Here is a 12,072-nt window from a genome sequence, read left to right on the forward strand (position 1 = left end):
TAATGGTAGTGAACTTCAACGAACCGATGGATCCCTTGCGACAACTGGCCGCCCGGCACGGTCCCCGCCGGGCCCTGAGTGACAGGGGCGCCGGTTATTGGGTGACGTGGTTCGATCTGGATCAGCTCGCTCACGCCTGGGCCGGCAGATTTGAGGCGGCAGGGCTGAGACCTAGCGAGCGGGTGGCCGTGCAGGAGCCTGCCGGCGTCCGCTTCTCGGCTCTGCTGCACGCGTCTCTGCGCTCTGGCGCAGCACTGGTCCCCATCCCGCTCCGGGCGCCGGCCGCCGAGGTGGAGCGGATTCTGGCGGATTCGCGGCCGCGCTTCCTCGTCCGGGAGGGGCTGCTGGAGCCGACGGCTTTGGAACCTGCAACAGGCGCTGCGGAGGACGTCTGCGTGCTCTACACCTCAGGTACCACGGGGCAGCCCAAGGGCGTGCGACTGACGTTGGCGAACCACGCGGCCTCAGCTCAGGGCTGCGCTTCGGCACTGAGCGCGGGCCCTGAGGATCGCTGGCTGCAAGTGCTGTCGCCTCATCACGCTGGCGGCCTGGCCATCCTTTTCCGCTCGGTCTTCTTGAACCAGCCGGTGGTTGCGCTGCCCGAGTTCGAGCCGGCGCTGGTGCTGGACGCCATGGAATCCGAACGGCCGACCCTGGCCGCCCTGGTGCCGACAATGCTGACCAGGCTGCTCGATGCAGGCGGCCTGGAGGGGCTGCGCAGGTTGCGCGCGATCCTGATCGGCGGCGCACCCGCTCCGGCGGATCAGGTGAGGGCCTGGGCAGATCTGGGGCTGAACGTCTGTCCCAGCTACGGCCTCACGGAGAGCGCCTCCCAGGTGGCGGTGGTGCCGCCCGGCCGAGCCAGGGAGCTGGCCGGGACCGCCGGACTCGTCGGCGCCCACGCACAGGTGGACCTGGAGGACGGACAGATCATCGTCAGCGGCGCCTGCCTCTCGCCCGGTTACGTCACCCCTGAGCTGAAGCCCTCGCGTGCGGGCGGCCGTTTTGCCACTGGTGATCTGGGGCTCCTGCGAGACGGCGTGCTGACGGTCCTGGGACGCAGCGACGACACCATCATCACGGGCGGCGAGAGCGTCAGGCCGGAGGAGGTGGAAGCTGTTCTGCGAGCGCACCCGGGCGTGCGGGACGCCGCCGTCGCCGGCCGCCCCGATCCGCTTTGGGGCCAGGTGGTGGGCGCCTGGCTGATCGGCGAAGCCTCGGTGGAGGACCTGGAGGGTTGGTGCCGGGCGCGACTGCCTTCCTTCAAGGTGCCTCGGCGCTGGCACCGAGTCAGTGAGCTGCCGCGCAACTCGGGCGGCAAGGTGGCCCGCCGCTCTCTGCCTGACTAAGCTCAGGCAGATTCAGTTGATGCGGCGCTGGCCGGGACCCCATTCCCGGTCGCGGAGCAGGAACTTCTGGATCTTGCCTGTCGACGTCTTCGGCAGCTCGCCGAAGTCGACTGCCTTGGGCACCTTGAACCCGGCCAACCGACCCCGGCAGTGAGCGATGATCTCCTCGGCGGTGGCCTGCCCGCCCGGTTTCAGGGTCACAAAGGCTTTGGGCACCTCACCCCACTTCTCGTCGGGGATGGCGATGACAGCCACCTCCATCACCGCGGGGTGACTGACCACCGCCTGCTCCACCTCGATGGTGGAGATGTTCTCACCGCCCGAGATGATGATGTCCTTCTTCCGATCGCGCAGCTCGATGCCCCCGTCGGGATGCATCACCCCGATGTCCCCCGAGTGAAACCAGCCGCCGGCAAAGGCCGCCTCGGTGGCCTCCTCGTTGGCGAAGTAGCCCTTCATCACGACGTTCCCACGCATCACCACCTCGCCCAGGGTCTCGCCATCGCGGGGGACGTCATTCAGCTCGGCATCGACGACCCGCACCTCACCGGCCAGCAGGTTCGGGTGGCCCTGCCTGGCGCGGCGGGTCGCCTGCTCGACCGGCGGCAGCTGCTCACTGCCGGGCGGTGGCACGTTGATCGTGTAGGGCCCGTAGGTTTCGGTCAAACCGTAGACGTGCTGGAGGTCGAAGTTGAGCTGCTGCATCTCGGAGATGATCGTGGGCGATGGCGGGGCGCCGGCGGTGAGGACCCGTACAGGCCCTGCCAGGCGCTCCGCCGCCTGGTCGTTGACGAGCATGATGAGCACAGTCGGAGCGCCGCAGAAAGCTGTCGCCTGGCCCGACTTGAGCAGCCGCCAGACAAGAGGCGGGTCGACCTTGGGAATGCACACGCTGGTGGCGCCCGCGGCGACTGTGGCCCAGGTGAAGCACCAGCCGTTGCAGTGGAACATGGGCAGCGTCCAGAGGTAGCGGGAATCGCAGTCGAGCCGGAGGTCCATCGCCATCGCCACTGCGTTCAGATAGGCCCCGCGATGGTGGTACATCACTCCCTTAGGCCGGCCTGTCGTGCCTGAGGTGTAGTCGATGGCGATCACCTCGTACTCGTCCTGCGGCACCGGTTCGCTGGGCTCTTCGGAGCCAGCGGCGACGAACTCCTCGAAGTGGGCGCCGAGCGAGACTTTGCGCACTCCCTTGGGCGCCTGGGCCAGCTGCTCCAAGAGGTCGGGTGAGTGGAAGACGAGCTGCGAACCCGAGTGCTCCAGGATGTAGCCGATCTCATCCGGGCTGAGCCGGGTGTTGATGGCGACGACTATCGCACCGACCATTGGCACCGCGAAGTGGGCCAGCTGGAGCGGCTCCGAGTTATAGGCCAGGAAGGCCACGCGGTCGCCCTTCCCCACCCCGGCGGCCGCCAGCGCGCCGGCGAAGCGGCGAGCTCGCACCAGCCATTCGGAGTAGGTGAAGCGCGATTCGCCGTCGATGACAGCTGTCCGGCTGGCGTGGACCGCGGCCGAGCGCTCGAGGAAGCTGAGCGGGGTCAGCTCCTGCCGGTAGACCGGCCGCGTGGCTGACTGCGAGGTCGTCTGCTCAGATACGGTCATTGGCGCCTCTCCTGACCATGGCTTCGCGGCACTCTACGCTGTCTATCATGCCGCTGATTGGCGCCCATGTCGACTCGACCGGCGGACTTCATCACGCCTATGAGCGCGCCGCGGCGATGGGCGCCGCCGCGATCCAGGTCCATCCCACACCGCCCGGATTCTGGGGCTCGCCCAAGCTGGATCCAGAGCGCATCGAGAAGTTCCGCGCCGCCGCCGACGCGGCCGGGCGACCTCCGTTCTACTTTCACGCCGTCTACCTGATCAACCTGGCAGGGCCTGATCCGAAGCTTCGGCAGCGCTCCGAGAGCACGCTGGCAGGCTACCTCCGGGCAGCTGACGAGCTGGGCATCGACGGCGTGATCTTCCACACGGGCAGCCACAAGGGCGCCGGCTTTGAAGCCGTGCTGCCCATCATCACCGAGCATCTGAAGAGCGTCATGGAGCGCGCCGATCCCCAGCGAGCTCGCCTGCTGATCGAGAACAATGCCGGCGCGGGAGGCTGCGTCGGAGCGCGCTTCGAGGAGCTGCGGGCGATGCTCGACGCTGTCGACGACAGCCGCGTCAACACCTGCTTCGACACCTGTCACGCGTTCGCCTCCGGCTACGAGATGCGGACACCCGAGGCGGTGGAGGAGACGCTGGCCGAGTGGCAGCGAGTGGTCGGCCTGGAGCGGCTGGAAGTTGTCCATTGCAACGACTCCCAGTTCGGCCTCGGCTCCAACCGGGACCGCCACGCCAATATTGGACTTGGCCTGATCGGCGAGGATTGCTTCCACGCCCTGCTTCACCAAACCTGCCTGGAAAAGATCCCGTTCATCTTGGAGGTGCCCGGTTTCGAACAGAATGGGCCCGACGCCGCCAACGTGGAGATCCTGCTCCGGCTGGCCGGTTAGTGTCCGTGTCTGCAGGTGCCGGAGCAGTGGACTCGGAGCTGGAGGGGCGGCGGCTCAACGAGCGGCTGATCGCCTCGCTGATCGACTCGGGCACTATCAGTCAGCCGGCGGTTGCAGCAGCCTTTCGGGCCACGCCGCGGCATCATTTCCTGCCGGGCCTGAGCCTGGCCGAGGCCTATGCCGACGAGGCAGTGCGCACGAAGACCGGCGACGACGGAGTCGCGCTCAGCTCGGCCTCCCAACCGGCGATGGTCGCCATCATGCTGCAGCAGCTGCAGGTGGAGCCGGGCAACAGCGCTCTCGAGGTCGGCACGGGCACGGGCTACAACGCCGCGCTTTTGGCCCATCTAGTGGGGCCGACGGGATACGTGGTCAGCCTGGACGTGGACGAGGACCTCTGCGCTCGGGCGCAGGAGAACCTGGCTCGAGCCGGCGTCAGCGGCGCGGAGGTGAGGCGGCAGGACGGAGCCCAGGGGTGGCCGGAGCGGGCTCCGTTCGATCGCATTGTGGTGACCGCGTCAGCTGCCGACCTCTCGCCTCAGTGGCTGTGGCAGCTCCACCAAGGAGGGCGGCTCGTGGTGCCGATGGCGCTCCTGGAGGGTGGTGAGCGCCCTTGCCCTCATCTCTGCGCGACCTTCGTCCGGGAAGCTGACCGGCTCCGGGGAGAGTTCCTGCAAGGCTGCGGATTTCTTCCCTTACGCGGAGAACTGGTACCGAAGTCGGGTCTGAGCGGCGAGGGGATGGAGGGCGAGGCGGATGAGAGCGTGCTGCGGACAATCTCGTCGTACGTGCTCGATGCGTCGCCGGCCGTGACTGAGGCTCTCGTCGGCTGCCGGATCTTCTGGCGCCGGCCGAACTTCAGCTTCTGCTTGCGCAGAGCGACCAGCCGCCACCCGAGGTGAGACAGCGCCTTCTTTTGCTCTCGCCGGACCGGCCGGCAATGGCTCAGGTCTCCACTCGACAACCCACCAGCCCTTTTTCCAGATGTCGAATGTCGCAGGCCTTGTTCGACGTCCTGGTTGGAGCTTGTCCGGCGCCCCTGAACCCGCCCGGAGACTTAGCTTCACTCAGTCCAGAAGGAGACATTGACCATGCGATTCATGCTGCTGCTCAAGGCAAACCAGGACACCGAGGCCGGGGTCGTGCCCGGTCCAGAGGTCTTTGCCGCGATGGCCAGATTCAACGAGGAGGTGGCCGAGGCTGGCGTGCTGCTGGCGGCCGAAGGGCTCCAGCCCAGCTCGAAAGGGGCCCGGATCAAGTTTTCGGGTGAGAACCGGACTGTCACCGACGGCCCCTTCACGGAGACCAAGGAGCTGATCGCCGGCTACTGGCTGCTCCAGGTGCGGTCAAAGGAAGAGGCGATCGAATGGGCCAAGCGCAGTCCTCTGCAGGAAGGTGAGGTCGAGGTCCGACAGGTTTTCGAAGCTTCGGACTTTCCACCCGAGGTCTTTCCGGCTGAAGAGGCGGAGCGCGAGCAGGCGCTGCGCGAGGAGCTGCAGCGGAAGGCCTCCAAGCAGTAGCGGCCGCGCGCTGGATCCTGTGCCGCCGACCTAGCGCTGATGAACCCTCATGACGGATCGCGAGACGCAGAGTGCCATCGAGGCGGTCTGGGGGATTGAGTCGGCGAGGCTGATCGCCAGTCTGACCCGGATCGTGGGCAGCCTCGATCTGGCGGAGGAGCTGGCCCAAGATGCGCTGGTCGCAGCGCTCGAACGGTGGCCGGAGTCGGGCGTACCGCGCAACGCGGGCGCCTGGCTCATGGCCATAGCGAAGCGTCGCGCGATCGACCACTGGCGCCGGAGGGAGCGGCTGGCGAACAAGCTGGATGAGCTCGGTCGCGATTTGGAGGTCGACTCTGGCAATATCTCGCCCGATCTCGACGCCGCGTTCGAGGGCGAAATTGGTGACGACCTCCTCCGCCTGGTGTTCGTTGCCTGCCATCCTGTCCTCTCCCCCGAGTCGCGGGTGGCGCTCACGCTGCGCGTGCTTGGTGGTCTCAAGACGGACGAGATAGCGCACGCTTTTCTGGTCTCGGCGGCGACCATCGGCCAGCGAATTGTCAGGGCGAAGCGAACTCTCGCCGAAGCTCAGGTTCCCTTCGAGGTGCCCCAGGGGCCCGAGCTCGCCGAGCGTCTGTCCTCGGTGCTGGAAGTCATTTACCTGATCTTCAATGAGGGCTACTCGGCAACCGCCGGTGACGACTGGACGCGACCTCAGCCGTGCCAGGAGGCGCTCCGCCTGGGCCGGATTCTCGCCGGGCTTCTGCCCCAGGAAGCCGAGGTTCACGGGCTCGTCGCGCTCCTAGAGATCCAGGCTTCGCGCCTGGCAGCACGGGTCGGCCCCGCTGGGGAGCCGGTTCTGCTGCTGGACCAGGACCGCGGGCGCTGGGATCACATCCTCATCCAGCGGGGGCTCGGGGCCCTGCAGCGGGCCGAGCGGTTGGGCGGGGGGCTTGGCCCCTACGGCCTCCAGGCAGCGATCGCCGCCTGCCACGCTCGCGCGCCCACGCCCGGTGAGACGGACTGGGCGCGGATAGTCGCGCTCTACGATGCGCTCGCCCAACTGGCGCCGTCGCCCGTCGTCGAGTTGAACCGGGCGGTCGCGGTGGCGATGGCCTTCGGCCCAGCGGCCGGTCTCGAGCTGGCGGATCAGCTGGTCGCTGAGGCTTCGCTGCAGGGGTACTACCTCTTGCCCAGCGTGCGGGGCGACCTCCTCGCCAAGCTCGGCCGTTTGGCGGAGGCCCAGGCGGAGTTCGAGCGCGCCGCCTCCCTGACGCGAAACGAAAGAGAGCGCGCCCTGCTGCTGCGACGCGCGGCAGTCTGCTCCTGAGTGTGTCCTGTCAATGATCGAGCTGCGGTTCCCGGTCTGCCGGCGGCCGCATATATCCACTACCGTGTCCGTCGCTGAGCAGTCGACCAGGGGCGTCTTGGTTGTGTTGCGCTTACTGGAAGTGTTTGGACACGACGCGGTCAGAGGTGATATACTACGAACATGGGTTCGGTTCCTGAGTCAGCAGACCGGGCGCCGCTGGTCGACCGTCTTCATGGCGTGATCAGCGACCTGGCGCAGAATGTCAGGGCGTATCCGTGCTCAGTCCAAACGGATGAGCTGACCCAGCTCAACCGGGCCATCAACCGCCTGCAGGCAGAATTTACCCGGCGGACCAGAATTCTTGATCAGAACCAAGGTTGGGTGGCGACAGGCGCCTTGAGCACTCAGGCCTGGCTTCGCCGCGAATGCCACCTTTCCGCCGCCGCAGCGGCAGATCGGGTCAGGCTGGGGCGCCGGTTGGAAGACCTGCCGAAAACCGCGTCAGCCTTTGGCGAGGGTGCGATCAGCCTGCAGCATGCCTCGTTGCTGTGCCGAACTTGCGAACAGGTGGGCGTCGAGCCGACGCGAGAGGCAGAACCCATCCTCGTCGGGGCTGCGCGTGAGCTGGATCCGCGGCAGCTCCGCATCGTCACCGAGCGTTTCCGCTACTGCACCGATCCTGACGGCGTCGCTCGCGAAGTCGACGCCACCTTTGAACGGCGATACTTCGACTTGAGTCAGACCTGGGACGGCATCTACTTCCTGAACGGCATGTTCGACGCCGAGAGCGGAGAGGTTCTCAAGACCGCGCTCAATGCGCTACTGCCGCCCCCCGCCGGCGACGATCACCGCTCGGCCGGCCAGCGACGGGCAGATGCCTTGCTGGAGCTCTGCCGGCAGAACCTCGATTCCGGCTCGCTTCCTCAGCGTGGCGGCCAGAAGCCGCACCTGCACCTGCTCGCCGGGCTAGGCGCCCTGCAAAAGCTGATGGGTGCCGCCGCGCCGGAGCTGAACGGCCAGCAGATGGTGCCGGCCGAGACGGCTCACCTCCTCGCCTGTGATGCCGGCCTCAGCACGGACACCAGCGGCCAGAACGGCGAGGGCTGCGCTGACGCCCTGAGCCACATGTCACGCGTCGTTTCGGGAGCGACGCGAAGGGCACTCTGGCAGCGGGACGGAGGCTGCCGGTTTCCCGGCTGTGACCGGCCTCCCGGGTGGACTGACGCCCATCACATCGTCCATTGGGCGGACGGCGGCGAGACGAAGCTCGGCAATTTGGTCCTGCTCTGCCGCCGCCATCATCGGCAAGTACACGAGCAAGGCTGGCGCCTGATGCGTGAAATGGGTGGATCCCTGCAGGCCCTGCCGCCCTAAGTGTTAGCTGCCGTGCCGGCAGCGGCGCCACCGAAGCGGACAGCTGTGATTTCCGCCAATATGGCGAGCGCGGTCTCCTCGGCGCCGCGGCCGCCCAGATCCAGTCCGATTGGTCCATGGATGCGCGCCAGCTGCTCCTCGTTGAAGCCCTCCGAGCGCAGCTGCTCCAAACGGTTCTGGCTCGTCTTGCGGGAGCCGATCGCGCCTATGTAACCGGCGGCGGTCTTGAGAACACTCCGCAGTGCCGGCAGGTCGAACTTGGGATCGTGGGTGAGGATGACCACAGCCGTGGAACGATCCACCTCCATGCCCTTCAGCGCATCGTCGGGCCAGGCGATGACAATCTCGTCAGCCTCAGGAAAGCGCTCTTCGGTGGCGAACTGCGAGCGAGCATCCACCACAGTGACGCGGTAACCGATGACGCGCGCCAGGCGGTGCAGAGGAATCGCAATGTGGATGGCGCCTACGATGATCAGGTGGGGCGGACGCCCGAAGGGCTCCTCGAAGCGGTCCCCGTCCCTTCGCGGCAGCTCTGAAGTCGGCGGACCCGGCAGCAGCTCCACCTCACCGCTCGTCAGATCGGTCAGGAGGGTGAAAGGCCGCTCGGCCGTCACCAGCTCAACGGCCCGGTCGTGCTGCTCGGTCGCTTTCTGGAGGAACAGCTGGATGTGCCCGCCGCAGGCCAGGCCCACCTCGAAGGCGAGGTCGTCGGCCACGCCGAAATCGACCAGGCGAGCCTCACCGTTCTTCAGCGTCTTCTGTAGCTCTTCGAACACCGCCCCTTCGATGCAGCCATTCGAGACAGAGCCGGCCATGCGCCCGGTACCGCTGACCAGCAAACGAGAGCCCAGTGGTCGCGGGCTGGAGCCCCAGGTGGACACAACTGTGGCCAGCGCCAGCCGCTCCCCCTCCTGCCGCCAGGCGCTGTACTCGGCGGCAATCTCACGCATGGGCTATCTCACCGTACGCCGGCGGCCCAGGCCCGCCAGCAGGGACCCCAGCTCGTCAAGCGCCTTCAGGTTGTGCGCGGCCAGGAAGTCGTCAGTGTGCGGCAGCGCAGCCGCCATCCCCCGCGTCACCGGCTCGTATCCGGCCGAGCCCAGCAACGGGTTGAGCCAGATCAGCCTGTGCGACATGCGCCGCAGCCGGCTCACCTCGCGCGCCAACAGTTCTGGGTCTCCCCGATCCCAGCCATCGCTGACCAGGACCACCACCGCCCCGTGCCCCAGCACTCGCCGGGCCCAGCGCCGGTTGAACTCCGCCAGCGCCTCTCCTATGCGCGTCCCACCGCTGAAGTCGTGCACCCGCTTGCTCACTTCTGACAGGGCTGGCTCAATCTCCCGCTTTCGCAAGAGGCGCGTGATCCGGGTCAGCCGGGTGGAGAAGACAAACGTCTCCAGCCGCTCCCGCCTTGCCGTCGCGTGGGCAAAGATCAGCAGCAGGCGTGAATAGCGCTCCATCGAGCCGCTGACATCACAGATCAGCACCAGCGGCCGCCGACGCAGCTGCGGCTGACGGTGCAGGAGCCGGATCAGCTCGCCGCTAGAGCTGATCGACTGCCGCGCTGTGCGGGCGAGGTCGACTTCGCCGCGGCGCGCTGGGCGAGAGCGGCGGGTCCGGCGCTCGGCGATGCGCCACGGCGATTGCTGGAGCAAGCGCTTCACCTGCTCCGTCTCCTCCCATGACATCTCGTCGAAGTCCTTGTGCCGCAGCAGCTCGTCGGCGGAGTAGCCGGAACTCTCGTTGACCACCTCCTGCAGGTCGCCAGGTCGCTGTGCGCCCTGGTTCAGACCCAGCGCCTGCATCCAGCTCCTGGCCCGATCCGGCGCCAGCGGCAGCGGACGCGACTTGCCGGGCAGGAAACCGGCTCTGACCCGGGGGTCGGGAGGCGCCCAGAAGATGTCGAAAGCGGCCTCAAAGACAGGCAGCTCCTCGCGGCGGCCCACGAAGCAGGCGCGCAGGGTATCCCGAAAGCCGGCTCGATCCCGCAGGTCGATGAAACCGAGCGCCTTGGTGGCTGTGGTCAGCCGGCCCGGACCGCCGTCCAACCCGGCGTCGTGCAAGAGGCGGGCGAACGCGGCCAGCCGGGGCAGGAGATCAGGGGCCTGGACTGCCATGACCTGCCGAACTTCGCGTCAGGCGGCCCGGCGCTCGCCCGCAGGCAGCGCTTGTCGGCCGGGCCAGCGCAGCCTACCCTGCGTGAGCGCCAGCCCCACCAGGACGACAGCCCCGCCGATCGGCTCCCACCAGCCGACCCGCTCGCCCAGGAACAGAAGCCCGGCGACGGTGGCGAAGACAGGCACCACATACGTCACAGTGCTGGCGGCGGTCGGCCCGGCAGCGCGCACGATGCCCATGTTCAGCATGTAGGCCAGGCCGGTGCCGAGGGCGCCCAGCCCGACCAGCGCCAGCACGGCTGGCAGCGGAAACTGGTGTGGCAGCGGCCCCAGGAACGGCGTGAGCACGGCTAGGAACAGCGTGCCTGTAAGCAGCTGAACCGCTGCCAGGGAAGCCGCAGAGGCAGGTAGGTCGCTGAGAAACCGCCGCGTGTAGACGAAGGCAACCGCGTAGAAGGCGGCCGCGAGCAGGCAGGCCAGGTTGCCGATCAGCTGCGCTCCGCCCAGCCCCTGCCAGGGGTGCAGGATCAGCAGCACGCCGACCAACCCCAGCACCAACCCGACCACACTTGGGCGCGTCGCCCGCTCGCCGGGCAGCAGAGCGAGTGCCACCACCAGCGTCAGGAGCGGAGTGGTCGCGTTCCAAATCCCGGCCAGCACCGAGGAGATGTGGGTCTCGGCAAAGGCGAACAGTGTGTAGGGCACCACATTGAAGAGGATCCCCGCCACCCCGAGCAGAAGCCAGGCCCTCGGGCTGCGCGGCAGCTTCTCGCGCCGAAAGAGGAGGAAGGGCACCAGGACGGCCGTGCCGATGGCGAGCCTGGCGAGCGTGACCTGAGCCGGTGAGAACGCGGCATCCGCAAGCTTGATGAAGAGGAAGCTGTGGCCCCAGATGGCGCCGAGGATGAGGAGCTGGACCTGCCAGTTGCCGAGTGGGCCTCCCTTTGCGCTGACCTTCACAAAACCCAAAACCAGCAGGGTGCCGGGTTTGTTGCAGTCAAGCGCCCCGCGCCTGCTCGACCAGTTCGGGCAGCTGCTCGCGCGCTCGCTCCAGGTCCTCCTGGTATTTCAGCGCAGCCCCCAGCGTGGCGTCCACCAGTGAGGTGTCGATGCGCGTGGCGCCGAGCTGGGCAAGGGCCCGCGCCCAATCCAGCGTCTCCGCCACGCCCGGCGCCTTGTACAGGTCCAGCTCGCGGAGGCCATGAACGAGGGCTGTCACGTCGTGTGCCAGCTGCTCGGCCGCCTCCGGCGCCCGGGCCCGCACGATGGCAAGCTCCTTCTCCACGCTCGGGTAGTCGATCCAGTGATAGAGGCAGCGCCGCTTCAGGGCGTCGTGTACCTCGCGGGTCCGGTTGGAAGTCACGACGACGAAGGGCGGCCGCCGGGCGTGGATCGTGCCCAGCTCGGGGATGGAGACCTGAAAGTCGCTGAGCAGTTCGAGCAGGAAGGCTTCGAACTCCTCATCGGAGCGGTCGATCTCGTCGATCAGCAGCACGGGGGGCACAGGGTCGTCGTTGTCGATAGCGTCCAGGAGCGGCCGCCGGAGCAGGAACTCCTTGGCGTAGATCTCCTGCTCGGCAGCCGCCCGATCCGCTGAGTCGTTGAGCAGGCGGATGTGCAGCAGCTGGCGCGGGTAGTTCCACTCGTAGAGCGCGTGGGCCACGTCGATCCCCTCGTAGCACTGCAGCCTGATCAGGCGCGCGCCCAGGACCTGGGCCATGACCTTGGCCGCCTCCGTCTTGCCCACGCCTGCCTCGCCTTCGATGAATAGCGGCCGGCCGAGCGCCAGCGCCAGGAAGATGGAGGTTGCCAACGGCCGGTCACCTATGTACCGCCGCTCCTCCAGCCCGGCCATGACCGCTTCGATACTGACCGGGGAGCTCATCGGCCTCTAAGCCTATGTCCCGAGGCGGTTGGAGTGACGCC

The 12,072-nt window shown here is 67.6% G+C and carries 11 protein-coding genes; 6 read left to right on the plus strand and 5 right to left on the minus strand.

Annotated elements, in window-relative coordinates; genetic code table 11:
* The first annotated feature begins 2 nt into the window (after nucleotides 1-2).
* Nucleotides 3-1,349 (plus strand): class I adenylate-forming enzyme family protein, encoded by a 1,347-nt coding sequence (locus ACR2MZ_RS13300; protein WP_434005523.1) that lies wholly within the window; start codon nucleotides 3-5, stop codon nucleotides 1,347-1,349.
* A gap of 12 nt (nucleotides 1,350-1,361) precedes the next feature.
* On the opposite strand, the gene ACR2MZ_RS13305 is transcribed toward ACR2MZ_RS13300, so the two are convergent.
* Nucleotides 1,362-2,951, minus strand: a complete 1,590-nt coding sequence (locus ACR2MZ_RS13305; RefSeq protein WP_434005524.1) for an acyl--CoA ligase family protein — start codon at nucleotides 2,949-2,951, stop codon at nucleotides 1,362-1,364.
* A 47-nt stretch (nucleotides 2,952-2,998) separates the two neighbouring features.
* Here ACR2MZ_RS13305 and ACR2MZ_RS13310 point away from each other — a divergent pair, with 47 nt between their 5' ends.
* The 5 genes from ACR2MZ_RS13310 (at nucleotide 2,999) to ACR2MZ_RS13330 (ending at nucleotide 8,029) form a co-directional block, all read left to right on the plus strand.
* Nucleotides 2,999-3,844 carry a deoxyribonuclease IV gene (locus ACR2MZ_RS13310; protein ID WP_434005525.1) on the plus strand — a complete coding sequence of 282 codons (846 nt, stop codon included), beginning with the start codon at nucleotides 2,999-3,001 and terminating at the stop codon, nucleotides 3,842-3,844.
* Nucleotides 3,845-3,870: 26 nt separating this feature from the next.
* A complete protein-coding gene (locus ACR2MZ_RS13315; RefSeq protein ID WP_434005526.1) occupies nucleotides 3,871-4,746 on the plus strand; it encodes a methyltransferase domain-containing protein in 876 nt (291 codons plus the stop codon).
* Nucleotides 4,747-4,935: 189 nt separating this feature from the next.
* Complete coding sequence (locus ACR2MZ_RS13320) at nucleotides 4,936-5,364, plus strand: YciI family protein (RefSeq protein WP_434005527.1); 429 nt, start codon at nucleotides 4,936-4,938, stop codon at nucleotides 5,362-5,364.
* A 49-nt stretch (nucleotides 5,365-5,413) separates the two neighbouring features.
* The gene (locus tag ACR2MZ_RS13325) at nucleotides 5,414-6,673 is read left to right on the plus strand and encodes an RNA polymerase sigma factor (RefSeq protein WP_434005528.1); all 1,260 of its coding nucleotides are present in this window, start codon (nucleotides 5,414-5,416) and stop codon (nucleotides 6,671-6,673) included.
* Nucleotides 6,674-6,835: 162 nt separating this feature from the next.
* The gene (locus ACR2MZ_RS13330; protein WP_434005529.1) at nucleotides 6,836-8,029 is read left to right on the plus strand and encodes an HNH endonuclease signature motif containing protein; all 1,194 of its coding nucleotides are present in this window, start codon (nucleotides 6,836-6,838) and stop codon (nucleotides 8,027-8,029) included.
* Here ACR2MZ_RS13330 and ACR2MZ_RS13335 read toward each other — a convergent pair.
* Genes ACR2MZ_RS13335 through ACR2MZ_RS13350 form a run of 4 tightly spaced genes read right to left on the minus strand, consistent with a single transcriptional unit; the run spans nucleotide 8,026 to nucleotide 12,031 of the window.
* Nucleotides 8,026-8,979, minus strand: coding sequence for an XdhC family protein (locus ACR2MZ_RS13335; protein ID WP_434005530.1), 954 nt, complete (start codon nucleotides 8,977-8,979; stop codon nucleotides 8,026-8,028). The two genes, ACR2MZ_RS13330 and ACR2MZ_RS13335, sit on opposite strands and share 4 nt — an antisense overlap.
* A gap of 3 nt (nucleotides 8,980-8,982) precedes the next feature.
* Complete coding sequence (locus ACR2MZ_RS13340; protein WP_434005531.1) at nucleotides 8,983-10,146, minus strand: vWA domain-containing protein; 1,164 nt, start codon at nucleotides 10,144-10,146, stop codon at nucleotides 8,983-8,985.
* Nucleotides 10,147-10,164: 18 nt separating this feature from the next.
* Nucleotides 10,165-11,106 carry a DMT family transporter gene (locus ACR2MZ_RS13345; protein WP_434005532.1) on the minus strand — a complete coding sequence of 314 codons (942 nt, stop codon included), beginning with the start codon at nucleotides 11,104-11,106 and terminating at the stop codon, nucleotides 10,165-10,167.
* 37 nt (nucleotides 11,107-11,143) lie between these two features.
* Entirely contained in the window at nucleotides 11,144-12,031 is an 888-nt protein-coding gene (locus ACR2MZ_RS13350; RefSeq protein ID WP_434005533.1) for an AAA family ATPase, read from the minus strand.
* Between the last annotated feature and the right edge of the window lie 41 nt (nucleotides 12,032-12,072).

Origin of the sequence: Candidatus Dormiibacter sp. (assembly GCF_050999135.1) — a bacterium.
GTDB lineage: Bacteria > Chloroflexota > Dormibacteria > Dormibacterales > Dormibacteraceae > Dormiibacter > Dormiibacter spiritus.

What these genes read in the sequence shown, in the direction of transcription:
- ACR2MZ_RS13300 (WP_434005523.1), top strand. Translation starts at nt 3, where the DNA reads ATGGTAGTGAACTTCAACGAACCGATGGATCCCTTGCGACAACTGGCC.
- ACR2MZ_RS13305 (WP_434005524.1), bottom strand. Translation starts at nt 2,951, where the DNA reads ATGACCGTATCTGAGCAGACGACCTCGCAGTCAGCCACGCGGCCGGTC.
- ACR2MZ_RS13310 (WP_434005525.1), top strand. Translation starts at nt 2,999, where the DNA reads ATGCCGCTGATTGGCGCCCATGTCGACTCGACCGGCGGACTTCATCAC.
- ACR2MZ_RS13320 (WP_434005527.1), top strand. Translation starts at nt 4,936, where the DNA reads ATGCGATTCATGCTGCTGCTCAAGGCAAACCAGGACACCGAGGCCGGG.
- ACR2MZ_RS13325 (WP_434005528.1), top strand. Translation starts at nt 5,414, where the DNA reads ATGACGGATCGCGAGACGCAGAGTGCCATCGAGGCGGTCTGGGGGATT.
- ACR2MZ_RS13330 (WP_434005529.1), top strand. Translation starts at nt 6,836, where the DNA reads ATGGGTTCGGTTCCTGAGTCAGCAGACCGGGCGCCGCTGGTCGACCGT.
- ACR2MZ_RS13335 (WP_434005530.1), bottom strand. Translation starts at nt 8,979, where the DNA reads ATGCGTGAGATTGCCGCCGAGTACAGCGCCTGGCGGCAGGAGGGGGAG.
- ACR2MZ_RS13340 (WP_434005531.1), bottom strand. Translation starts at nt 10,146, where the DNA reads ATGGCAGTCCAGGCCCCTGATCTCCTGCCCCGGCTGGCCGCGTTCGCC.
- ACR2MZ_RS13350 (WP_434005533.1), bottom strand. Translation starts at nt 12,031, where the DNA reads ATGAGCTCCCCGGTCAGTATCGAAGCGGTCATGGCCGGGCTGGAGGAG.